Origin of the sequence: Leisingera sp. ANG59, assembly GCF_013317235.1 — a bacterium.
In the GTDB taxonomy this organism is placed as follows: Bacteria; Pseudomonadota; Alphaproteobacteria; order Rhodobacterales; family Rhodobacteraceae; genus Leisingera.
The window spans coordinates 46,695-68,915 of sequence record NZ_WLCM01000022.1 but is presented as its reverse complement, the minus strand read 5'-3'; the positions used below and the strand labels follow the sequence as shown (position 1 = coordinate 68,915).

General features: G+C 59.4%; 23 protein-coding genes, 2 tRNA genes and 2 pseudogenes. 7 read left to right on the top strand and 20 right to left on the bottom strand.

Features of this window, described 5'->3' with window-relative positions:
* Positions 1 to 176, bottom strand: a 176-nt coding sequence (locus GKC28_RS26885) for a transposase (RefSeq protein ID WP_217434135.1), incomplete at its 3' end; no start/stop codon positions are given.
* 255 nt (positions 177 to 431) lie between these two features.
* Between GKC28_RS26885 and GKC28_RS26880 the strand changes: the two are divergent.
* A pseudogene (locus GKC28_RS26880) lies at positions 432 to 545 on the top strand (IS66 family insertion sequence element accessory protein TnpB); the annotation flags it as partial.
* Between the two features lie 60 nt (positions 546 to 605).
* Here GKC28_RS26880 and GKC28_RS26875 read toward each other — a convergent pair.
* Positions 606 to 770 (bottom strand): annotated as a pseudogene (locus tag GKC28_RS26875) (transposase); the annotation flags it as partial.
* A gap of 475 nt (positions 771 to 1,245) precedes the next feature.
* Here GKC28_RS26875 and GKC28_RS17620 point away from each other — a divergent pair.
* On the top strand, positions 1,246 to 1,632 hold the full coding sequence (locus GKC28_RS17620; RefSeq protein WP_174148306.1) for a terminase small subunit: 387 nt from the start codon (positions 1,246 to 1,248) through the stop codon (positions 1,630 to 1,632).
* A gap of 248 nt (positions 1,633 to 1,880) precedes the next feature.
* Here GKC28_RS17620 and GKC28_RS17615 read toward each other — a convergent pair whose 3' ends face one another.
* The 5 genes from GKC28_RS17615 to GKC28_RS17595 all read right to left on the bottom strand — a co-directional run bounded on the left by GKC28_RS17615 (position 1,881) and on the right by GKC28_RS17595 (position 8,611).
* Complete coding sequence (locus GKC28_RS17615) at positions 1,881 to 4,748, bottom strand: type I restriction endonuclease subunit R (RefSeq protein ID WP_174148305.1); 2,868 nt, start codon at positions 4,746 to 4,748, stop codon at positions 1,881 to 1,883.
* Positions 4,745 to 5,413: an abortive infection family protein gene (locus GKC28_RS17610; RefSeq protein ID WP_174148304.1), complete on the bottom strand. Its 669-nt coding sequence runs from the start codon at positions 5,411 to 5,413 to the stop codon at positions 4,745 to 4,747. Before GKC28_RS17610 ends, GKC28_RS17615 begins: the two co-directional genes overlap by 4 nt.
* A gap of 40 nt (positions 5,414 to 5,453) precedes the next feature.
* A complete protein-coding gene (locus tag GKC28_RS17605) occupies positions 5,454 to 6,749 on the bottom strand; it encodes a restriction endonuclease subunit S (RefSeq protein WP_174148303.1) in 1,296 nt (431 codons plus the stop codon).
* Positions 6,746 to 8,302 (bottom strand): type I restriction-modification system subunit M, encoded by a 1,557-nt coding sequence (locus GKC28_RS17600; protein WP_174148302.1) that lies wholly within the window; start codon positions 8,300 to 8,302, stop codon positions 6,746 to 6,748. Before GKC28_RS17600 ends, GKC28_RS17605 begins: the two co-directional genes overlap by 4 nt.
* A gap of 233 nt (positions 8,303 to 8,535) precedes the next feature.
* Positions 8,536 to 8,611, bottom strand: a tRNA-Thr gene (locus GKC28_RS17595).
* Between the two features lie 127 nt (positions 8,612 to 8,738).
* On the opposite strand from GKC28_RS17595, the gene GKC28_RS17590 reads away from it, so the two are divergent.
* Positions 8,739 to 9,224, top strand: coding sequence for a hypothetical protein (locus GKC28_RS17590; RefSeq protein WP_174148301.1), 486 nt, complete (start codon positions 8,739 to 8,741; stop codon positions 9,222 to 9,224).
* Positions 9,203 to 9,277 (top strand) — tRNA-Glu (locus GKC28_RS17585). The genes GKC28_RS17590 and GKC28_RS17585 overlap by 22 nt, the downstream gene beginning before the upstream one ends.
* Before the next feature lie 293 nt (positions 9,278 to 9,570).
* Here GKC28_RS17585 and GKC28_RS17580 read toward each other — a convergent pair.
* The 5 genes from GKC28_RS17580 to GKC28_RS17560 all read right to left on the bottom strand — a co-directional run bounded on the left by GKC28_RS17580 (position 9,571) and on the right by GKC28_RS17560 (position 14,407).
* Positions 9,571 to 10,623 (bottom strand): GGDEF domain-containing protein, encoded by a 1,053-nt coding sequence (locus tag GKC28_RS17580; protein ID WP_174148300.1) that lies wholly within the window; start codon positions 10,621 to 10,623, stop codon positions 9,571 to 9,573.
* Entirely contained in the window at positions 10,620 to 11,207 is a 588-nt protein-coding gene (locus GKC28_RS17575) for a heme NO-binding domain-containing protein (protein WP_174148299.1), read from the bottom strand. The genes GKC28_RS17580 and GKC28_RS17575 overlap by 4 nt, the downstream gene beginning before the upstream one ends.
* Before the next feature lie 363 nt (positions 11,208 to 11,570).
* Positions 11,571 to 13,130, bottom strand: coding sequence for a trimethylamine methyltransferase family protein (locus tag GKC28_RS17570; protein WP_174148298.1), 1,560 nt, complete (start codon positions 13,128 to 13,130; stop codon positions 11,571 to 11,573).
* Positions 13,131 to 13,376: 246 nt separating this feature from the next.
* Positions 13,377 to 14,066: an HAD family hydrolase gene (locus tag GKC28_RS17565; protein ID WP_174148297.1), complete on the bottom strand. Its 690-nt coding sequence runs from the start codon at positions 14,064 to 14,066 to the stop codon at positions 13,377 to 13,379.
* A gap of 56 nt (positions 14,067 to 14,122) precedes the next feature.
* Positions 14,123 to 14,407: a DUF3572 domain-containing protein gene (locus GKC28_RS17560; protein ID WP_174148296.1), complete on the bottom strand. Its 285-nt coding sequence runs from the start codon at positions 14,405 to 14,407 to the stop codon at positions 14,123 to 14,125.
* Between the two features lie 116 nt (positions 14,408 to 14,523).
* On the opposite strand from GKC28_RS17560, the gene GKC28_RS17555 reads away from it, so the two are divergent.
* A complete protein-coding gene (locus GKC28_RS17555; RefSeq protein WP_174148295.1) occupies positions 14,524 to 15,918 on the top strand; it encodes a diguanylate cyclase in 1,395 nt (464 codons plus the stop codon).
* Here the strand turns inward: GKC28_RS17555 and GKC28_RS17550 are convergent.
* The 5 genes from GKC28_RS17550 to GKC28_RS17530 form a co-directional block, all read right to left on the bottom strand.
* Complete coding sequence (locus tag GKC28_RS17550; protein WP_174148294.1) at positions 15,879 to 16,397, bottom strand: GAF domain-containing protein; 519 nt, start codon at positions 16,395 to 16,397, stop codon at positions 15,879 to 15,881. The genes GKC28_RS17555 and GKC28_RS17550 overlap by 40 nt on opposite strands.
* 296 nt (positions 16,398 to 16,693) lie before the next feature.
* Positions 16,694 to 17,161, bottom strand: a complete 468-nt coding sequence (locus GKC28_RS17545; protein ID WP_254604291.1) for a periplasmic heavy metal sensor — start codon at positions 17,159 to 17,161, stop codon at positions 16,694 to 16,696.
* A gap of 20 nt (positions 17,162 to 17,181) precedes the next feature.
* Positions 17,182 to 17,556 (bottom strand): hypothetical protein, encoded by a 375-nt coding sequence (locus GKC28_RS17540; protein ID WP_174148292.1) that lies wholly within the window; start codon positions 17,554 to 17,556, stop codon positions 17,182 to 17,184.
* Positions 17,549 to 18,130, bottom strand: coding sequence for an RNA polymerase sigma factor (locus GKC28_RS17535; RefSeq protein ID WP_174148291.1), 582 nt, complete (start codon positions 18,128 to 18,130; stop codon positions 17,549 to 17,551). The genes GKC28_RS17540 and GKC28_RS17535 overlap by 8 nt, the downstream gene beginning before the upstream one ends.
* A gap of 67 nt (positions 18,131 to 18,197) precedes the next feature.
* Complete coding sequence (locus GKC28_RS17530) at positions 18,198 to 18,668, bottom strand: EF-hand domain-containing protein (protein ID WP_174148290.1); 471 nt, start codon at positions 18,666 to 18,668, stop codon at positions 18,198 to 18,200.
* Positions 18,669 to 18,865: 197 nt separating this feature from the next.
* Between GKC28_RS17530 and GKC28_RS17525 the strand changes: the two genes are divergently transcribed.
* Both GKC28_RS17525 and GKC28_RS17520 read left to right on the top strand, forming a co-directional pair.
* Positions 18,866 to 19,288 (top strand): DUF983 domain-containing protein, encoded by a 423-nt coding sequence (locus GKC28_RS17525; RefSeq protein ID WP_174148289.1) that lies wholly within the window; start codon positions 18,866 to 18,868, stop codon positions 19,286 to 19,288.
* Between the two features lie 4 nt (positions 19,289 to 19,292).
* A complete protein-coding gene (locus GKC28_RS17520) occupies positions 19,293 to 20,024 on the top strand; it encodes an NUDIX hydrolase (RefSeq protein ID WP_174148288.1) in 732 nt (243 codons plus the stop codon).
* Between the two features lie 48 nt (positions 20,025 to 20,072).
* Here GKC28_RS17520 and GKC28_RS17515 read toward each other — a convergent pair whose 3' ends face one another.
* Genes GKC28_RS17515 through GKC28_RS17505 form a run of 3 tightly spaced genes read right to left on the bottom strand, consistent with a single transcriptional unit; the run spans position 20,073 to position 22,107 of the window.
* Positions 20,073 to 20,975: an EamA family transporter gene (locus GKC28_RS17515; protein WP_174148287.1), complete on the bottom strand. Its 903-nt coding sequence runs from the start codon at positions 20,973 to 20,975 to the stop codon at positions 20,073 to 20,075.
* Between the two features lie 18 nt (positions 20,976 to 20,993).
* Entirely contained in the window at positions 20,994 to 21,908 is a 915-nt protein-coding gene (locus tag GKC28_RS17510; RefSeq protein ID WP_174148286.1) for a fatty acid desaturase, read from the bottom strand.
* Positions 21,901 to 22,107, bottom strand: coding sequence for a DUF2061 domain-containing protein (locus tag GKC28_RS17505; protein WP_174148285.1), 207 nt, complete (start codon positions 22,105 to 22,107; stop codon positions 21,901 to 21,903). The genes GKC28_RS17510 and GKC28_RS17505 overlap by 8 nt, the downstream gene beginning before the upstream one ends.
* Between the last annotated feature and the right edge of the window lie 114 nt (positions 22,108 to 22,221).

The following is a 22,221-nucleotide window of genomic DNA, read 5'->3' as shown; positions in this document are numbered from 1 at the left end:
GCATAGATCTGCTGCCGCCTGATCTCGTGGCGCTGTGCGACCTGCGACACGGTCGCGCCGTTCTCCCCGACCGAAAGCACAATCGCCAACTTCTCGTCGTCACTCCAGCGGCGCCGACGCTCCAAGCCAAGAATTTCGCCCCGCACAGCTGCCTCCCTCCCTGTAGGAGACGTCATTAAAGACGTCTTTATGGACGTCTCTTAGCAATCTCCGGCACACACGAGCAGGCGGTTCAAATCGGGCGGTTACAATCACCTGGGAGACCGTTCCGGAGAAAGAACCGGTCTCGGCGGCCGTACTCGTTATGGATGCTGCCGGTCAGTGTTCCCGACGACTGAAAACATGGGTAACCGGTGTCCCGGCCCCACGTTGTAGCGCCTATCCCGTGCTGCGAGATCTTGCACATCTCACAGAGGGGAGTGCGTTTCGCAATGTGCGCTACAAATTCGTTTCTCAAATCGTTGGGCGTCGAGATCTACGCGTCTGGTCACCGGCGGTGGCCGGATGAAGCCAAGGCCCGTGCTGTGGCGGATACGCTTGAGCCGGGCGCCACGGTGAATGGTGTGGCAGCGCGGTATGGGGTTTTGCCGAACCANATAGATCTGCTGCCGCCTGATCTCGTGGCGCTGTGCGACCTGCGACACGGTCGCGCCGTTCTCCCCGACCGAAAGCACAATCGCCAACTTCTCGTCGTCACTCCAGCGGCGCCGACGCTCCAAGCCAAGAATTTCGCCCCGCACAGCTGCCTCCCTCCCTGTAGGAGACGTCATTAAAGACGTCTTTATGGACGTCYCTTAGCAATCTCCGGCACACACGAGCAGGCGGTTCAAATCGGGCGGTTACCAAAGACACAACTTGGATAAGGGTGTTACGCTAGCGAACAGGACTTTCCCGAACAAAGCAAAGCACACAAATTTAGCGTAACAACCATGAGCCAGAAAAATAATTTGACCATACTATCATTGAGATAATCAAGAAGCACAGTGCCTTAAATGGGCACCAAGGCTCATTTTCGTCCAAAATTCCACCGAGCATTGTGCAATTGCACTACTGACATAAGCCTGAAGCAACCCAGACATTTTACTCTCGCACCTACCGCCGGCCCCGGCGGAACATAGCCCAACTACGCCGGGAGCAAAATTGACCGCAAAAAAGTAACCAAATTGCTTTCTTCTGTGGCGCTAGCCCTTGCTTAAGCCCTCTTAGCGGCCCATGCTTGCCAAGCGCCAAATGAGGATCAACCATATGAAAAACAACATATTTTCACCACCCAAACCTCCCTGGAGGCCCCGCAAGATCGAAACACCCCAATGTCTACGTGAGCGCTTTGTCGAGTATGCTAAACACGTGGAGAGCAATCCGCTTGTTGAAAGAAAGTTACTCAAAACCTCAAACGGAACGGTAGGTGCAGAACTGAGGAAGGATCGCCCCATGACGATCGCTGGCTTTTGCTCATTTATCGGCGTCACATCTCAAGCATGGCGATACTGGCGGACCAACCGAGAAGACCTCAAAGACCCGATAGAACTCATCGAGAACGCGATTTATGCTTACAAGTTCGAGAGGGCCGCAACTGGAATATTTAAGGCCAACATCATAAGCCGAGAATTAGGCCTTATGCGCAAACGTTGAAATGAAAACAACCCAAGAAATGACCTGTGAAGTTAAAAGAAAACACAGAAGGCAACTTGCTTAGCCCTACATTGTTCAGCGTTTCTATTATTCTAGAAAAACCGAGGAATACAATAGACCGTACAGGTTTGTGGAACGGAGCCGGTGTCCACACGCCTCCCCACTGGAAGTCTAAGTCATTGAATTTTATTGACAATTTGGCTCAGTCAACGCCTGGGGTGCCTAATAAAGCCCCCCAGACTCGCAACTTAAAGCTCTCCAAGTCCCTCGTCAAAGGTCGAAACGAAATGCAATAGTTTTTCTCCGATCCGATGGACAATGTTCTTGCGTTCCAGAATCTTGGGTTTTTCTTTTAGCGCGCCCACGATCTCGCCTTGGAGCGGCTTCTTTCCGGTAAAGTGGTATTTCTCGATCATTGCTTTGAACGCATCTGAATCAAGTTTCTCCGCTTCACAGACTTCAGCAATAGCGTTCGACTTTTCCGCGTCCCAAAACCCATTGAAGGCCTCGGCAACGCTCTGACCTTCCGGTAGGGCCGACATGTGTTGATTGACAAATTTTTCGATCAGTTCGCGCTTGCTCCGCAGATGTCTTTCGGAGCCAAGCAAATCGTAAACAACTTTCTTCTTTGCTACCGAACCATCTCTGACTTTTGGATCAAGGCTGTCTGCTTCTTCAAAGGCTTCCGACAAAAGGGCCAAGATATAGGCAACGTTGATCTCGTCGCGCTGAATGAGCTCCAACTCAAAATCCACCTCATCAAGGATGGAGGCCGCATCATCTGACTTGTCCGCTTTAACCCTGTCGTTGATATCCAGGTACTTACTTTTGAAGTCCTCAAAGGCTTGTGGCACTAACGCCAAATCATGCGGATCAAATTCAGTGAAACTGGTCAAGACATTGCGCAAACGGATCAATTCTCGAAACGCTTGAACAAACGCCAGCTGGTCTTCTTCTGACTTCAAATCATTTACGCTGTCAGGGTCAGGGGCAATGTTTTTTAAAACTTCAACCGCCGCATTGAACCGCTCAAGATAGTCGCCATAAGGCGCCATCAGGATTGTCTCTATGGCCTCTTTATTCGAGAACAGCGTGATCGCCTGATCAGTGTTCGGTTTGAGGTTGCGGAAACAGACAATGTTGCCCTGAGATTTCAACTGGCCCAACGTGCGGTTAGTGCGTGAAAACGCTTGGATCAATCCGTGGTATTTCAGGTTCTTGTCTACGTATAGTGTGTTGAGTTTTTTTGCATCAAATCCGGTCAGGAACATATTGACAACCAACAGAATATCTAGCCGATCCTTGTCCAAAGCATCCTTGTGATCGCGGCCTTTAAGGCGTTTACTCAGATGGTTGTAATAGGTGTAAAATCCCGCGCTGTCCTTCACCGTTTCCTTGGTTTGGTACATCGCATTGTAGTCTGAAACGAAGCTCTCCAACTGGTCGCGCTTGTGAACATCTACCGGCAAGTCCGCCACATTCAAATCGGGATCACCGATCATGCCGTCTGCGTCCGGGTCCGCCTCATTTGGTCCATAGGTAAAGATCGTCGCCACCCGCAGATGGTGCTCTCCCGCATCTTTCTTTCGCCGAAACGTCTCATAGTAGGCGATCAGGGCATCAACCGAGCTAACGCACAGCATCGCGCTGAACTGCTTGTTGTGAGTCTTTTTGTCGTGGTTCTGTATGATCCAATCCACAACCCCCTCAATACGTTCGGAGTTGTCAAAAAACTCGCGCACGTTGATCGCTGCAACCTCTTCGTCGATTAAGCTGCCGTCTTTGCGCTTTAGCTTGCCCCAATACTCAATCGAAAACCGCAGCACATTTTCGTCGGCTATCGCATCGGTGATAACATATTTATGCAAGCACTCGGCAAACAGATCCTTGGTCGTGCGTTTGCCCACCGCGTTGTCCGCAAAAATCGGCGTGCCGGTGAACCCAAACATCTGCGCCTTGCTGAAAAACTTCACGATCCGTTTGTGCGTGTCACCAAATTGCGAGCGGTGGCATTCGTCGAAAATGAACACCACGCGCTGATCTTTCACCGCCTCCAGCGCTGCGTCATAACGATCCCGAGAAATCGCTGTGTTCAGCTTCTGGATCGTGGTCACAATCAGCTTGGTGTCGCCGCCCAGCTGCCGCACCAGCGCCTTGGTGTTATCTGTCCCGTCTACAGAGCCATCAGAGAAGTGATTGAACTCCTTGGTGGTTTGATAATCCAGATCAGCGCGGTCCACGACAAACACCACTTTGTCGACCTTCGGATTCTCAATCAGCACCTGGGCGGCCTTGAAACTGGTCAGCGTCTTGCCTGATCCCGTCGTGTGCCAGATATAGCCGTTTTTGCGTCCATTCTTGACCCGCCCGTCAATCGCCTCAACCGCGTAATACTGATAGGGTCGCAGCGCCATCAGGACCTTGTCGCTTTCATGCAGCACAATGTATTTGCTGATCATCTTGCTGACGTGGCATTTCTCCAAAAACACATCGGCAAAGGCATCGAGCTGCGTGATCAGCGTATTGTCTTCCTCCGCCCAGAAAAACGTCTGCTTAAAGTCCTGGTTACGGTTGTTGGCGTAATATTTGGTGTTCACGCCGTTGCTGATCACAAACAGCTGCACATATTGGAACAGCGCACTATCCGCCCAATAGCTGTGGCGCTGATAGCGGTTGATCTGGTTGAACGCTTCCTTCAGCTCCACCCCGCGCCGCTTTAGCTCGATCTGCACCAGTGGCAATCCATTGATCAGCAAGGTCACATCAAACCGCGTCTTGTGGTGGCCGACAACCGTGACCTGCGTGGTGACCTGATATTGGTTCTGGCACCATTCCTGCGTGTTCAGGAATTGCAGATATAGCGATGACCCATCATCGCGGGTCAGCTGCATACGCCCGCGCAATGTCTTGGCCTTTTCAAACACATTGCCCTTGTCCAGATGGTTGAGCACCTTGGCAAACTCATCGTCTGATAGCGTCACACCGTTGTGTTTGCCCAGCTGCGCCCGCAGATTGGCGCGCATGGCGTCCATATCGGCCAAGACCACAGGATCATATCCCAGCCCGGTCAGGCGTTTCAAAAGATCGACTTCAAGCTGCGCTTCGGATTGGGTCATAAATCGACCTCCAAGTCTAACGAGGACAGGTCTTCCATCATATCTCTAAATTCTGCGAGCTGGATCTCATAGTCCTCAAGGTACAAGTGAAAAAGCCCCTCACTGTACAACAGCTTGCCCTCTACAGGATTGGATTCGTCTAAGTAGTCGTTAAAATCCGGATTATCTTCATACGCGAGTTCCTCAACTCCTTCCGAAGGCTCCTCTTGCATTTTTTCATTTGCCGCAACTTTGATTGGCAGGTACGTCGCGAACATATACCGGAGGATTGTTGCAGTGACTTCGTTGGTTACTTCAGCAAGGCTACAGGAGCTCTGCAGTTTCTTTGGCACAGCCTTGCCATGCGTTATGTCGCCCCTAGCGTTTCGGAGAGTGGCAATTGCCAACGCCAACGAGGCTCCGCGTGTGGCAAAATCATCTTCATAAACGTCATCATTTTCTTTGAGACATTTCAGCGCCCGCTTGATCAGCTTGTCACTTTTGGCTTCGCTTGGCTTGTCCAGATCACCGGGCTCTACCCCTTCCAGATTAACAATAATCGTCTTCGAAAACCCTTGCAGCAATGAATTGCAACACTCTATCGCTGTATCGGGCCGTGACTGTTCATAGTTCAGAGCTTTGTCAATAATCGGCAGGTAGTATTCAAACTCGGGAAGTGCATCCAAGTTTTCCGTTATCAGATTTCTAAGTCGCTCCATTTTTTGCCTACACAAACATCTGTTGTACCAGCCCTTTTTTAAGGGTCTGCATTTTCGCCACCTGATCCTCCACCGCAGCGATTTTATCGTCCATGGCAGAAAGCGCCTCGGCGATTTTGGCCTGCTCTTCGGGGTGGGGAAGGTGAAGCACAAGCTTTTCTAAATTTGCCTTTGAGATTCCAAGCACCGAGATTCCCTGAGCGATTTTCATGATCTGGCGACGCATTGCTGCGCTTCGCAAAAGGTAGCCGGGAAATCCAAGCACTAGTCCTTCTTTAGGTCGCGCTATGTAAGTGTGCAGCCCCGCGACCAGTGGCGTATCACTCAGCTCGACTATCTCAATCGCCTTTCCAATGTCTGCATAGTCTTCAGAGGCATCGGCAATCACGACATCTCCGATTTTGCAAAACTCGTCAGCGGAAAAACCTGTAGGAGCCGCGCCCACCGAGACAAATGGAACTTGCTCTTGAGATTGTCGAAAGGTTGCCCTGAATTTGCTGTGAATATCCCCATAGTGAATATTCTGCGCTTCGCCACCTTCGCAGTTTAGGTTCTCCCGAGAAAGGCTATTGGTTTTGACCCAATCAAACACCTCCCCCAACCGTTTTTCTTCCCAATCGGGAAAGGCGGTGCCGTCGTCTTTGACAAAGCGCAGGGACTGGCTGAACAGCGCCTGCATCAGGCCGCGTTTATAGCGCTCAAACCCTGCCTGCCGCTCTTGCAGTGCGGTGATTTTGGCATCCACTCCCCCCAAAAATGCCGCAATTTTCTTTTGTTCAGGGATAGAGGGGATGTTTATTGGCGACCTGAACCACTCATCAAGCTTAAAAAGCATTTTTTCAATATGAACCCCAATACTTGAGTGAAAACACGTTTGCTGAAAGTAAACGGAGTGTGAAAGGTACCCGAGGTATTGCAAGTCTATTTCAGGTTTGCAGCGCAGAACCGAATATTCATTGGATACAATTGAGCCGCTAAACTCTTTCGAGACAATGCCGCAGGCGCCATGGACAATCTGACGTTTCGAAATCAAGAAGTCACCTTCGTCGAGATAGAACTGCGATTTTACAGCAATTTGTGAGCCTTTCATTCGAGCGCGATGTTCAATTCCGCCACGGGATCGCTTCACAGTCACGAGATCATATTCTTTGGCATCCTCCAAATTGGCAGGACGTTGAACGACTTCGAACAGGTCACCAAATGTGTAGCGTTTCGCACCGGGTTGGGGCGGCGAAAGTTTTGGAATTCCTGGTTGAACTGACTTTGGAAATGTCCGCCGTGTTTCTACAACGGATACACTCATACCGGCACCTCAATGCCCAGCTCTTTGCAGAACCCAGCAATCTCGGCGTCCAGCGCCGCCATGCCTTCGGCATTCTTGCGCAGCTCTGCTGCCACCTCGGCCAGATCAATTGGTTCCTCAGGCTCAAACGTGTCCACATAGCGCGGGATGTTGAGGTTATAGTCGTTCTCTGCCACCTCAGACAGTGGCGCGCGGTGGGAAAACCGCTCCACCACCACCCGGCCCCTGTAGGTGTCGACAATCTTGGAAATATCCTCGGGGCGCAAAATGTTCTGGTTCTTGGCTTTCTCAAAACAAGTTGAGGCGTCGACAAACAGAATATCCTCGGGGTATTCGCGGCATTTCTTGAACACCAAAATACAGGTCGGGATGGATGTGCCGTAAAAGATATTCGCGGGCAGGCCAATCACCGCATCCAGCCAGTTGCGTTCCTTGATCAGGTACTCGCGGATGTGCCCCTCTGCTGCGCCACGAAACAGCACCCCATGCGGCAGGATCACGGCCATGGTGCCGTTATCGTCAAGCTGATGCAGCATGTGCTGCACAAAGGCAAAATCGGCCTTAGACGCCGGAGCTAGCCGCCCGTATTGGCTATAACGATCATCATTCAACAGCAGCGGGTTGGCGGACCATTTGGCGGAGAACGGCGGGTTGGCCACCACCGCCTCAAACCGCTTGTCTACATGTTGGGGGTGCTCCAGCGTGTCCTCTTGTTTGAGGTCAAAGCTGCGGTAATGCACCCCGTGCAGGATCATGTTCATGCGCGCGAGGTTATAGGTGGTGCGGTTCATTTCCTGACCGTTGAAATCGCCGACCTCCACCTCTTTGGCCACCCGCAACAACAGCGAGCCAGACCCGCAAGTGGGGTCATAGACATTTTTGATCCGCGTTTTTCCGGTGGTCACAATCTGTGCCAGAATGGTGCTGACTTCTTGCGGGGTATAGAACTCCCCCGCCTTTTTGCCCGCGCCGCTGGCAAATTGCCCAATCAAATACTCATATGCATCGCCCAGCACATCGCTGTCGACCTTTTCCAACTCAAAGTCGATTTCATCTAGATGAGTCAGAACCTTGGCAATCAGCGTGTTTTTGGCCTCTTCTGTGCGGCCGAGCTTGTTGGATGTCAGATCCATATCCGAGAACAGATCGTCAAAATCATCCTCAGATTCCGTCCCCATTGTGGAGCGTTCCACATTATTGAGAATGCGCGCGAGGTCCTCAAGGATGAAATTGCCGGGCTTTCTGCCCCGCTTGGCGACCGCACTGAACAGCTCAGACGGTTTGAGATAATAGCCAAGCTCATCAATCGCGGCTTCAGCCACCGCGTCAGAAATCTCTGAACCCGCTTCAGTGGTCTCATCGAGTTCAGCAAAATCAATTCCATCCTCAGACAGCACGGAATTGGCATAGATGTAAAGCCGCTCAGACAAGTACTTGTAGAAAATGAAGCCTAGAATGTAGTCGCGAAACTCATCTGCATTCATCTTGCCGCGTAAGGTGTTGGCAATGTTCCAGAGCTTTTGTTCCAGCTTCTTCTTTTGTTCGTCGGTCATCGCCCATCGTTCTCAAGTTGTGTTTGGCCATTGATGACGCAGAAAGCGGACGAGGGAAAGTCTCAACAGAGCCCCTTGCACCCCTCACGGCCGGTTAAAACCTTTAACCGTCTGACGCCACCAACTCACCAACAATACGCAACAATGCAAAAGCAAGTTGCGGGTAGATGGCGTAACAAAGCAAAGGCAGCATTACCTAAGCAATTATGAATATTGGATTTTTGAGTATTAGATGGTGCCCCCACACGGACTCGAACCGCGGACCTACTGATTACAAATCAGTTGCTCTACCAGCTGAGCTATAGGGGCGCCGAGCTGTGGAACCGCGATTACCATCCTTCGGAGGTCCCTCGCAAGGGGTCTTTTCGGCAAAAATGCAGACCGGCCGATAATTGGCTGCGCGCAGGCAGGCGGCCCCCAAAAAAAGGATTCGGGAATGCCCGGAACCCCGGATCTGCCCGCCGCGGCACGGCTGCCGGACGTCCGGTTTCCGTTTGGCTCGCATGGCCCGTCAAGCGAGTGGAGGCATTTGCAGCAGAATCGGATCTTGCAGAATATGGCGCGCAGCGGATCCGTCGGCGTGTCTCCCGCCAAGCCCGCCCGGGATGGGCCGGCCGCGGTTCTCGCGCAGGACGGCACCGGTCTCGAATCCGCAAGTCATCAAAATCAAGGAATGGCGCTGCTGCACCGCAAGCGGTCCCGGAAAACCGCCGTTCGAAATGAGAATTCCACATTGCTTCAGGCAACCAGCCTTTGCGGCTGCCGTGAGGCAGTGGTCTTTTTCGTTTTATTTTATGGAGTTAGCCTGCCGGCCCGGCAGGTGGAAAATCTTCGCATTTCTGCAAAAAGCCTCTTGCGCCCGCGCGGCGCAATCAGTAAACAGCGCCTCACACACAGAGTGGCCCGTTCGTCTATCGGTTAGGACGCCAGGTTTTCAACCTGGAAAGAGGGGTTCGATTCCCCTACGGGCTGCCACTTCTCCCAGACCTATCAGCCACATGATCTTCCGCCAAGGAAGCGGTCGCGGACTTCCTCGTTCGGGCACCAGCGCTTCATCCTGGCTTTCGCGGCAGACGGCGGCAAGGCCCCCCGGGCAAGGAGGGCCGGACAGCCCTGCCCTGCTGCAGCCCGGCCCAGCTGCCGAGGGGCGGAAACACCCGGCCGGTATCTCCTTTCAAACTTCAGGTCAGGCAGGGCCGCCCGGCTTCAGCCCGTCCGGAAATCGCTCGGCTGCTGCAGCGCGGCCTTCTGAAGGCGCGCAGCCCGCGTCACGTGGCCGGACCGCGGACGGCCGCCGGGGCGGAAGACGCTTCAGCGCCTGTGCCTGTCCCGCCAGTCTTCTCCATGCCCTCGCGGTAGAAGCAATGCTGCGCCCGCCCGGCACGTTTGGCAGCGTAAAGCGCGAGATCGGCCTGGTTAAGCAATTCCTGGGCATCCGGCTGCTTCTGCCAGGTGGACAGCGTCGTGCCTGCGCTGGCGGAAATCCGGCAGCTCTGGCCGCCGAACGGCACCGGCTCCTCCAGCCGTTGGATCAGGCGCTTGGCAATTGCGGCAAGCCGCGCCGTGTCCAGAACCCCTTCGAGGATCATCACGAACTCATCGCCGCCGACACGGGCAACCGTATCGGTCTGGCGGGTGCATTCCACCATCACCCGCGCAGCCTGCTGCAGCACCGCATCTCCGGCGGCGTGGCCCAGCGTGTCATTGACCTGCTTGAAGTAATCCAAGTCCAGATGCATCAGTGCGAACTCGCGGCCGCTGCTGATCAGCCGCGTCAGGATATGATCCATTGCCCGGCGGTTCTTGAGCCCCGTCAGCGTGTCGGTGAAGGCCTGCTCCTCGGCGGCGATCTTGGCCCCTTGCAGCCGCAGGTTCAGCTGGCGCGACGCTTCCATCGCAGCAGATTTCGCCTCAACCAGATACAGCATCTCGATGGTCAGGTCCGTGGGGGAAAAATCTGCGCTTGTCAGATCGTAGTCGCGCACCGCCTCCAGCACCGAAATGCCGAAGGACAGGTTGAGAAAGGCGCCCTGGCCGTCCGGCAGCGGTGTGCATACCCCTTTGAGGCCAGTCTGCGGCGCATCCCGGAACTGCAGATGCAATTTGCTGCCGGCGCTGTTCAGCAGATCCTCCACTGACCGGACCGACCGCGGCCGGGACAGGTCAAACACCCGGAAGAACCGCCGCCCCGTCCAGTCCAGCTGCGGGCGCAGCTTTTTCAGGGTCGGCCCGACCGAAACGATCCGGCCCTTGTGGTCAACGATCACAAACATCGGGCAAATGACATCTGCCATTCCGGTCAGCTGCTGGAGTGTCATCATAACGAATGAGCCCCCAAATCAAACTCCCGCCCGGCGGCGAACTTGGTTTCCACCAGGGTGATGGAAATCACCTCGGCGCCGCCATGGGTGCCGCTGTGGTCCAGAAAAACCAGGTCGCCGTAATCATCCGCCATCGCCCGCAGAACCCCCATCAGGACATGTGCGTATCCTGGCAGCCCCGGCTGGCAGATCAACTCAAATTGGTCCGGCGCCTGTTCCAGCAGCTCCAGCCCCGGCAGGTGCAGGTCGGACACCGCAAGCCGTGCGCGGTCCGGCAGGTCATCCAGGGAGTGCAGGAACTCCACATAGTTCACGCCGCCAAAGCGCAACAGCCGCCGCAGCGCTTCCACCTGCGGATTCGACACCAGAAAAGTACCCATGTCCTCCAGCATTTCCGGCAGCGGCCGGGCCAGCACCTTTTCCATCGCCGTCAGCATGCTGCCGGACTGCTCCTCGGTGTAATACAGCATCGCTTCGAACTCGGTAAAACCGAGTCCGGCCTGCTCCATGACCTCTTCCCAGCGGTCTGTCCCGTAGGTACTCGTCACAAAAGCCTGAATCGCCCTGTTGATCAGACCGTGCATGCAATGGCCCCTCTTTGCCTATGACACAGTCTTGACGCGAGCTGGTTAAGAAAGGCACAACAAAGCAGATCAGTTGCGCGTCCAGCGTCTAAAAATCCGGCTTTTTCTTCCCCTAGCACGAAACCTGCACTCTCAATCTCACCAACCAAAACTGCGCGAAGCCCGGCCAGTATAATCCAACCGGAGCGCCGGCCAACCGCCTCCGGCGCTGACAGCCCTGCCATACTACTGTACCCGCCCGCCCGCGGAGGCAAGCCCGCGGCACATTTGCCAGCCCAGCCCCGGCGGAATTTCACCACCCGGTCAAGGCATGCAAAAAAAGCGGAGGCCCGGCCTCCGCTTAAGAAATCAATGCGCTATGGCTCAGAAATCGGTGGGCGCCCCGCCTTCGGCCTTGCGACGGGCCACGAAATCCGCCAGTTCGTCCCGGATGGCAGCATCCATCGGCGGCTCCTCGAATGAGCCGATAATCTCCTTGAACATTTTGTGGGCACGTTCTGCGGTCCAGGTGGCGCCTGCGGCCTCCCAGGCCTCGAAATTGCGCCAGTCGCTCAGGAACGGCTGATAGAACGCCGTGGTGTAGCGGTCCTGAGTGTGCTGGATGCCGAAGAAATGGCCGTCGTTGCCGACTTCGCGGATCGCATCCAGGGCGATTTCGTCAGGCCCGGTGGCATTGATTGCCGGATCCATATAGCGCTGGATCATTTGCAGCACTTCGCAGTCCATGATGAACTTTTCGGGACTGGCGATCAGCCCGCCCTCCAGCCAGCCGGCCGCGTGATAGATCATGTTGGCGCCCGACTGCACCGCGGACCACAGCGAGTTGGAGGTCTCCCACATCGCCTGCCCGTCCGGAACATTGGCCGCACAGACGCCGGAGGCCCGCATCGGCAGGCCGTAAAAGCGCGCCATCTGGCCGGTCATCTGGGTTGAGCGCATATATTCCGGGGTGCCAAAAGCGGGCGCGCCGGATTTCATGTCCACATTGGAGGTGAAGGTGCCGATCGCCACCGGGCAGCCCGGCGCCACATACTGGAACAGCGCGATTGCGCAGAGCGATTCCGCGATGGATTGCGCCACCGCGCCGGCCATTGTCACCGGCGCCATTGCGCCTGCCAGTGTGAACGGCGTCACCACCACCCCCTGGCCGCGGCGGCACAGCCGCAGCGAGCCGTCGATCATCGGCTCATCATGCTTCAGCGGCGAGGTGGAGTTGATATTGGTGTACATCTTCGGGCTGGCGTCGAACTCCTCATGGCTGTGGCCGCCCGCGATGCGGACCATCTCCATCACGTCCTCGACCCGCTCCTTGCCCAGGGAATAGGCATGCATCGCCTTGTCGGTCAGCGTCAGCTTGTCATAGAGCACATCCAGGTGGCGCACCGAGGCATGGATGTCCACCGGCTCAACCGGATAGCCGCCGGCAAAGTGGATGCAATTGAAATACTGTGTCAGCTTCAGCAGGTTGCGGCATTGCTCACGGGTGCCCGCGGTCTTCTTGTTCTGCTCCAGGTCCCAGTAGTTTGGCGGCGAGGACACGTTTCCGAACAGCATGACGTCGCCGCCAACGGTGATCCGGCGTTCCGGATTGCGTGGCGTCAGGGTCCACTGCCGCGGCGCCTTCGCCACCATTTCCATGACAAAGTCCCGGTCCATCCGGACCAGATCGCCCTCGACCCTGACCCCCGCCTGCTTGAAGATTCCCAGCGCTTCCTCGTTGAAAAACTGGATGCCGATCTCTTCGAGGATGCGCATGGCGCCGTTGTGGATGGCCTGCACCCCTTCTTCGCTCAGCGGCTCTGTCGGGCGGTCGATGTTCCTGGGTGGGTTCCAGGGCATCTGCTCCAGAACTGCACTGCCGCGCCGGGCTGCCGCGCCTGCCCTGCCCCCGCCGCGCCGTTTGCGTGCGCCTGTCTCTGCCATGCCACCCTCCCCTGGATCTGCTTTTTCACGTGCTGACAGGCAAACACTGCGCCATTCCCGCCCGCCTGGACCTGTCCGTTCACGACCCCGCCTGTCGCTTTTCCCGCATCAAGCGCCGGGCAGGAGTATTTCTGTACACTTATGCCCAGTATACCACACAAAAAAGCCGGCGCACAGGGGCAGCGCGCCGGCCGAATGCTCACTTCCCTGTGGAGATACGGGAATCAGCCGCGGGGAAAAAGGGGCTCAGCGGTCCAGCCAACCGGGGATATGACCGATGTCCGGCAGCACGATGTCCGCGTGCGGCAGCAGCTCCTCGCGCAGGGCCATTCCGGTCAGCACCGCAATCCGCTGCATCCCGGCCGCGGCGCCCGCTTCCATGTCGTGGCGGCTGTCGCCGACCATGGCAGTGCGGTCCGGGGAAACGCCCGCGGCCTTGCAGAACGCCAGCAGCGGGTTGGGGTCAGGCTTGGCGCCGTGGCCGCTGTCGCAGCCCGCGACGAAGGCAAAACGGTCCAGCACGCCCGCCCGCTGCAGCTGGCTTTTGGCCGAGACCTCGGCGTCATTGGTCATCACGCCCAGAACCTTGCCGCGCGCCAGAAGCCCGTCGAGGAAGGCCGCCAGCGGCACAGCCGGCGCCAGCGCCGCGTCCGACGCACTCTCCGCCAGGTAATCCGTCAGCTCGGCCAGGCTCATATGCGCAACATAGGGCGCAAGCGCCTCTGCCACCTCGTCGTTGGAGCTGGCAATCACCAGGCTGTCCGGATTGAACGCTTCACGCTCCAGGTCATAGCTGATCGCTTCGGCCATCGCTTTCTTGCTGGAACGGTCCCCCTGCGAGAGGGTCTCAAGCAAGTCCGCCGCCCAGCTGTCCCAGGTGGCGGCGAAGTCGAACAGGGTTCCGTCCTTGTCGAACAGGAAAGCGTCTACCGGCATGGCGGGTCCTCTTCCGCTGGAATGTGAGGCGACCCTAGGGCCGCCGCGCGCCATTCTCAAGTCCAGTTCACCTGTTCACCGCCTGGAAGCGACATCCGCGCCTGCATTGGCATCTCATAGGCCAGACCTTCGGATTCGCAGAATTGCATCACCCAGGCATCGTCCATCGTTAAGAATTCGAGCACCGAGCCGAGAAACGCCGGTTCCGCCGCCTGCGCCCGCAAATCCGCCTCGCTGGCGCCGGTGGCCCCCAGAAACACCGGTAAAAGCTCGTCATTTCCGGCCAGCCAGGCCAAAGCCCTGAGCGCCAGCGTTTCAGCTGCATCAGCGGATATCCGCATGTTCTCCACACTCCTGCCGTTTTGCGGCCAATTTAGTAAAAATCCGAAAGGGTTTCTTAACCAGTCTCAGCAAAAACTGTAAGGCATAGGATTTGCAAGGGGCGAAAGGATACAGCGTGCAAGGCACCATCCTGGTCATCGACGGCGTCTCCACCAACCGCATCATGCTGAAGGTGCAGCTGGCGGCTGCCTATTACGATGCCGTGCAGGCCGGCAGCCTGGCAGAGGTGCTGCAGACCGCGCGCCAATGCCGCCCCGATCTGGTGCTGACCGCGATGTCGCTGCCCGACGGCACCGCCGCCGATGTCAAACGTGTGCTGGCGGCGGATGAGGCGCTGGCCGACCTGCCGGTGATCGCAGTCTCCGACTGGGAGGGCCATCAGGCGCGGCTGCAGGCGCTGGCTGCAGGCATCGACGACGTGCTGCAACAGCCGGTGGACGATGTGATCCTGCAGGCCCGCATCCGCAGCCTGCTGCGCGCCCGCAGCGCCAGCGAAGAGCTGAACCTGCAGCGCGACGCCTCGCAGGGCTTTATTCTGCCGCTGTGCGACCACGCCGGCACCGAGGAGCTGCGCAATGCCACCGTCGCCCTGGTGGCCGAGGATCCGCGCACAGCCATGGCCCGGCGTGACCATCTTTCGCCCCGCCTGCCCTATGCGCTTCGCACCCATGCCATTAGCGACATTCAGGGCCTGATGCAGGCGCCGGTGGCCGACGCCATCATCATTGAGCTGAACGAGGCTTCGGCCGGCCCCGGCCTGCGCCTGCTGGCCGACCTGCGCGCCCGCGCCGCCACCCGCAAGTCAGTGGTGATTGCAGTGCCCAACCCCGCCGATCCGCAGATCGCGGCAGAGGCGCTGGACCGCGGCGCCCATGACGTGATGCAAACCGGGTTCGATGTCGAGGAGCTTGCCCTGCGCCTGAACGCGCAGCTGCTGCAGAAGGCCCGCAACGACCTGATGCGCGACAGTGTCCGCAACGGTCTGCGCGCCGCCAACCTGGATCCGATGACCGGCCTCTATAACCGCCGCTACGCCAAACCCTTCCTGGACCGGGTGGCGCATTCGGCCTCTGAGACCGGCGGCAAATTCGCCGTCATGCTGGCCGATCTCGACCACTTCAAGCGGATCAACGATGTTTATGGCCACCCGGCCGGCGATGCCGTGCTGATCGAGGCTGCCCGCCGCATGCAGGCAGTACTGGGACCGGCGGACCTGCTGGCCCGCGTCGGCGGCGAGGAATTCATGGCGGTGCTGCCCGGCGCCACCGAGGCGGAGGCCAGCCTGGCGGCCACTGCGCTGTGCAATGCGATCAACAGCACCCCGTTCCAGGTGCCGGGGGCCGCCGGACCGGTCAAGGTCACGATCAGCGTCGGCGCGGTCATGGGCGGCGCAGGCCACAGCGGCAGCACTGCGGCATTGGTCGAAAAGGCGGACCAGGCGCTCTATGATGCCAAGAACGCGGGCCGCAATCAGGTGACGCTGTCTCCGGAGCGCATCGAGGCCGCCTGACCGGCAGCAATCAGCTCCCTGCCGACCGCCTCGCTCAGCGCCGCCATCAACTCCAGTTCCGGCGGCGCAAACGGTTCACGCGCTTCAATGGCGGTGAAGTTGACCGTTCCCCAAGGCGTGCCGCCGATTTTGATCGGCGCGCCGATGTAGGTCTCCAGCCGGAACATTTCGTAACAGGGGTGCCCGGCGATCTCAGAACTGCCCGCCTTGTGAAACGCCAGAGGCGCCTCTGCGTTCAGGGTGTGGACACAATAGGTGTCCCCCAAACCGAATTCGGTGCCGGGATCGACTTCAACTTCGTCCGACACGCAGTACACGACAACATACCTGCTGCCCTGAACATTACTCACCAGGGCCGACGCTGTTTTGAACAGTGCGTTCCCGCAGGCAAGCAGACGTGCTATCTTGTCCTTCGGCCTAAGATCCTGACGCTCCGAAATCGCCAGAACATCCGCTGCTGCCTCTTCAATTCCTTCCATTCTGGACCGTTCCCCTCTTCTTTGGGACTTAAACGGGGCCTGGAGCCACTGGTCCTACCCGGTTCGCCAGCCCCGGGGCGCACGTATGCCGCGCCTCCCCTAGGCCGATCCTTTTGCAGAAGATCCATCAAAGCAACGAGGGATGGGCTGCACAGCACTCAAACCGGCAATTTGCAATCTGAGGGTGCTGCCCGCTTCAACCCTAAGACGCTACAGTCACCTGAAAGGTGAAAAGCTGCCGAAATCCTCGTGCAGCCTGCCGCGGCCAGCGCAGGCGCTCATGTGATTCTGCCAGCCTATTCCGCTGGCCGCCAGCCGTGCCCTTTGCCCATGCCGCGGCGCTGCATCCGTTCTTCCATGCGGCCGGCGAACTCCATCCGCTCCTGCGGCGTCATCGCTTCCAGCTTGCGCACCCAGGCCTCCTGCACCTTGGTGTGGAACTCATGGCGCGCCTCAGCCTGCGCCCGCATCAGCGCCAGCAGGGCCGCGCCATCAAACGCCTCGCTGCGCAGCGCCGCAATCACCGCTTCGCTTTCTGCATGGCGCCGTTTCATGAAGCTGCCGTGATCCCCGCCCGCCTGCTGCCGCAGCGCCTTGCGGGTATCGCGGTCCAGCTCGCGGAAGATCATCGCCCCCACCGACGGCGGCCGCTGCCAGTGCCTGTCCTTGCCGCCGAACCGCCAGGCCGCCCCGGCGGCGATGCCGATCACCGCCAGGTTCAGCGCCAGCGATCCCGCCAGCAGCAGCTTCAACCACAGCTTCATTCCGGGTTTTCCCTCCGCACTCATTGCAGGTCCTCGCTCAGCATCAGCGCCATGTCATAGCTGCCGTCCGCAAACACGGTGCTGCTGTCCTCATAGCCTGCCAGCGCCACCGGGTCGGGCACAAAGGAAGGCGGTGCCAGGCCGATCCACAGGCCCGCCGCGCTGGCCGCCGCCAGCCCGCCCAGCGCCGGCCAGCCGCCCAGCGCCTCCGTCAATTGCCGCCACAGCGGCTGCCGCGCCGCCTGTGCAGGTGCCGCGGGCTGGTATCCCGGCTGCACGCGCGCCGCATCCGCCAGGATGGCCGCGTTCAGATGCTCCGGCACCGCGGGCCGCCCGCTGCGTGCCGCGGCAAACAGATCCTCCAGCTCCTGCAGTGCTTTATCCGTGTCAGCCATCGCTATACCCCAATTCTTCGCGCCGCCCGGCCAGGGCCGCGGCCAGCGCCCGTTTGCCCCGGGCGGTCAGACTTTCCACCGCCTCGGTGCTGATGTCCATGATCCCGGCAATCTCCGGGTTCGAAAGCTCTTCCAGGTGCCGCAGCACCACCGCCTGCCGCTGCCGCTCCGGCAATTGCATCAGCGCCGCCTGCAGCGCATCCTGCCGCGCGCCCTCCTGCAGCTGCTCCGCGGCTGAGCGGCCCGGGTCCGGCGGCTCCGGCACCGCATCCAGATCCACATACCCGCCGCGGGCGCGCCGCTTGCGGTCGATGCACAGGTTCATCGCCACCCGGTACAGCCAGGTTGAGACCTGCGCCTCCCCCGGCCGCCACTCCGGCGCCATCTTCCACAGGCGCAGCATCGCCTCCTGAGTCACATCCTCGGCCTCGGCACGGATCCCCATCACCCGCATCGCCACGCCAAAGACCCGCGGCCCCAGCCGCGCGGTCAGCACCGCCGCGGCCCGGCTGTCGCCATTGGCGTAGAGCACCAGGAGCGCATCGTCGGAGGTCTCCTCCGCCGTTGCGCTCATGGCTGCCGGACCCGCATCAGGGGTCCGGCGCCGCGGTATCTCCAACTGTTGCAGCACCCGTCAGCGATCAGTTCTGCTCCGTGTCGTCCCCATGGCCATGCCACTGCTTGCCGCCGTGCCGCGCCCGGGCCTCTTCAAACTCTCCCTTGGAGATGCCGCCGCTGCCGTCGGCATCCATCCGGTCGAACATTTTGCCTGCCCGGCGCGGCTGCGGCATCTCGTCCTTACTCAACGCGCCATCGCCGTCCTTGTCAAAGCGTTCCAGCATCCGGGCGGCGCGTTCACCAGCCCGCTCCCGCGCCTGCGCCTGCATCTCCTCCAGCGACAGCTTGCCGTCGCCATTGGCATCCGCTTTGGCGAAATGGGCGTCCTTCATCGCCTGGATCTCAGCCTTGGTGACCTCGCCGTTGCCGTCGGTGTCGATCTCCTCAAAGGACATCTTCGGCCCGTGATGCCCGAACCCTTTGGCCAATGCCGCGCTGCCTGCCGTCATGCCTGCTGCAGCCACGATCGCGGCGATGAACTTGACGTGTTTCATATCGTCTTTCCTTTGTCCTGCGGCAGCCTCTTGCTGCCCGATGCACAGGAAAAACGCGCCGCCCCCGCGCTTCCGTCGCAGAAATCCAAATAAATTTTCCCCTGGCACGTTGCGGCAAACCGGCACAGAAACCGGGCTTTCCCCTTTCACCCCCTTCTGAAGCGCGCAAAGATGTGCCCAGCACACAGGAAATTGCCATGACCGAGTCCCCTGCCGCGACCGCCCCCGGAACCGAGCCCGACCGCCCCACCATGCCCGCCCTGGCCAAGGGCTGGCGCTGCAGATGCCCGGAATGCGGGGAAGGAAAGCTGTTGCATTCCTATCTCAAGGTGAACGACCGCTGCAGCCACTGCGGCCTCGACCTGACCCATGCCCGCGCCGATGACGGGCCCGCTTACCTGACGATTCTGATCGTCGGCCACATCATGGCGCCCATGATGCATGTGGTCTATTTCTCCTGGCGGCCGGAACCTTTGGTGATGTTTACGGTTTTCACGATTGGCTGCCTCGCCTCTTCCCTCTATCTTCTGCCGCGGATGAAGGGGATCGTCATCGCCTACCAATGGGCGCGGCGGATGCACGGCTTCGGCAAGAGCACCCCGGCAGGACAAGGGCAGTAACACCATGAGCGAGACATATCTCAGCGGCGAGACCACCAACGACAAGACCGCAATCCGTAACGCGGCAACGGTGATCGCAATGCGCGGCCGGATGTCGGCGGACCCGCAGGTGCTGATGGGCCAGCGCGGCGCCAAGGCGGCATTTATGCCCAACAAGTTCGTCTTCCCGGGCGGCGCAGTGGATTTGGCGGATGCGGACATTCCGCTGGCTTCGCCGATTTCCCCTGTCTGCCAGGACCGCCTCGCCGACAAAGCTCCGGATGGCCTTCACCACGCCCTCGCCGTCGCCGCGGTGCGCGAGCTGTGGGAGGAAACCGGCCTGATCCTTGGCGAGCCCGGCAACTGGAACGGAGACATCCCCGAAGACTGGCAGAGCTTTGCGGCCACCGGCCATTTGCCGTCGGCCAAGGATATGCAGTTCGTGTTCCGCGCCCTGACCCCGCCGGGCCGCCCGCGCCGGTTCGATGCGCGCTTCTTCCTGGTGGATGCAGATCAGATAACCGGCAATCTGGATGATTTCTCCCGCGCTGCGGATGAGCTGTCGCACCTGCAATGGATCCCGCTCAGCCAGGTGCGCAGCTTTGATCTGCCCTTCATCACTGAGGTGGTTCTGGCCGAAGTCACCGCCCGTGTCCGTGACGCCGAGCCGCCGCAAAGCGTGCCCTATTTCCACAACAACGACGAAGCCAGCCTGTTCCTGCGCCTCAAGGGCTATCCGATGCCCGCCGACGGGTAACGTTTCCCGGCGCGGCAATTCCGGCCGCTCTGCCGCGGACGCCGTGCCTCAAAGGGTCAGAACCAGCACCAGGATCGACACCACCAGCAGGCCCATGCCTGCCAGCTCGCGCGCCGTGACTTTCTCCTTGAAGAACAGCACCGAGGCCAGCAGCGACAACAGCAGCTCCACCTGCCCCACCGCCTTCACATAGGCCGCGTTCTGCAGCGTGAAGGCCCAGAACCAGCAGAACGAGCCGCCCATGCTGGTCAGCCCCACCCAGACCGCCACTTTGCGCGCCTCCCAGACCCGGGCGATCTCGCCCGTGTCGCGCAGGCCGAGCCAGACCAGCATGAACAGGGTTTGCAGACTGACAACCGCCGCCAGCGTCACCGCCGCGCGGAATGCGGGCTCCAGCTCGCTGAGCTGCAGGGAGGCACCCCGGTAGCTGACCGCCGAGAAGGCAAACAGCACCCCCGACCCCAGCCCCAGCTGTGACGCCCGGTTTGTCAGATGCCGCCACCAGGGGCCTGCCGTGTCCGGCGTCTTGGACAGGACCAGCACCGCCGTCAGCCCGATCAGGATCGCCGCCCAGCCGCCAAGGCTGACCGGATCGCCCAGCACCGCCAGCCCGACGATGGCGGTCTGGATCACTTCGGTCTTCTTGAAGGTGATCCCAACCGCAAAGTTGCGCTGCTTGAACAGGGCGACCACGCAGACGGTGGCCAGGATCTGCGCGGTGCCGCCGATGGCTGCAAACATCCAGAACTTCGGCCCCAGTTCCGGCAGGCTCCGCCCCGACACCATCAGGTAGGCGGCCAGCCCGGCCAGGATGAACGGTGCGGAATAGACAAACCGGGCGAAGGTGGCTCCGCCCGGCGACAGCGTCACGCTGCTGAGGACCTTCTGCAGCATGAAGCGCACGGTCTGAAAGCTGGCAGCGGCAATGGAAACGGGGATCCAGGCAAACATGCCCCCGCTTATGCGGGTTTATTCCCCCTGCTGCCAGAGCGGATGCGGCACCGGGTCCTTGGCGCGCAGCAGGTAGTTGCGGAAAATCTGCAGGTAGTTGCGATAGATATAGCCGTCATTGGCCGCCAGGAACTCTGCCTTGCGGGTGTTGTACAGCCGCGGCAGCGCATACCAGGGCACTCCCGGATGCATGTGATGCACGACATGCAGATTGTTGTTCAGAAACAGGAAGGCCAGCGGCCCCTTGTCCTCGATCACCACGGTGCGGCCGCGGGCGGTCTCATGCGCGCGGTGCTCCAGGAAGGTGCGGATCTTCAGCAGCCCAAGCCCCAGGTAGGCCCCGGCAACCGCCGCCCACAGCGGCGCCGGCGACTGCAGCACCACCCAGACCACCGCCGCCAGGCCAACCCCGTGCAGCGCCCAGTCGCGGACAATGCCCCGCTGCCCCTTGCGTGCCAGCCGCCAATCGCCCGCCATAAAGCAGATCTGCCCCATCAGCGGCCCCAGCACCACCCGGCCCAAGAGCGTGTTGTTCACCCGCAAGAGCATCCTGCGCCAGCCTGGCAGCCGCGCCCAGACCGCCGGATCCTGGAAATTGCTCTCCGGGTCGTCATACGGGTCGGTCAGCGCCTCATCCTCGTGATGCGCCAGATGGGTGTCGCGGAACCGGCCGTAAGGAATTGCCAGGCTCAGCGGAAAGAACATCAGCGCTTCATTCAGCCAGCGGCTTCGGAACGGGTGCCCGTGCAGCGCCTCATGGGTCAGCGAGGAATGCAGCGCTGCCATCAGACCCACCGCCAGCACCGTCAGCCCCAGGCTGATACCGGGCAGCAGCCACAGCGCCGCCAGCCAGCCGCCATGGCAGGCAAGGATCAGCGCCAATGTGCCCCATTCCACGCCCCGCGGCATATATTCGCTGCACCGCTCAGACATGGCTGCGCCCCCAGCTGATTTTTGCCCAGACGCGCTCGTAGAACAGATACACGGTGAACCCGATGCCGGTGTTGACCAGCGCCATCATGCCGCCTGCCTTGACCGAACCGGTGGCGATCAGCCCCACCAGCGTCATCGAGACCAGCCCGAGAACGTTCCAAATCACCGCCTTTACAATGGAGCGCCTGCGCGTTTCCATCTTTCCTCCTGAAATTCTTCGATAAGTGCTTGTTTCCAAACTACCGCGTCAGGCACCTGTGCAGAATTCCGAATGCAGTTAACAAAATCCATCAATCATGATAATTCTAAACGC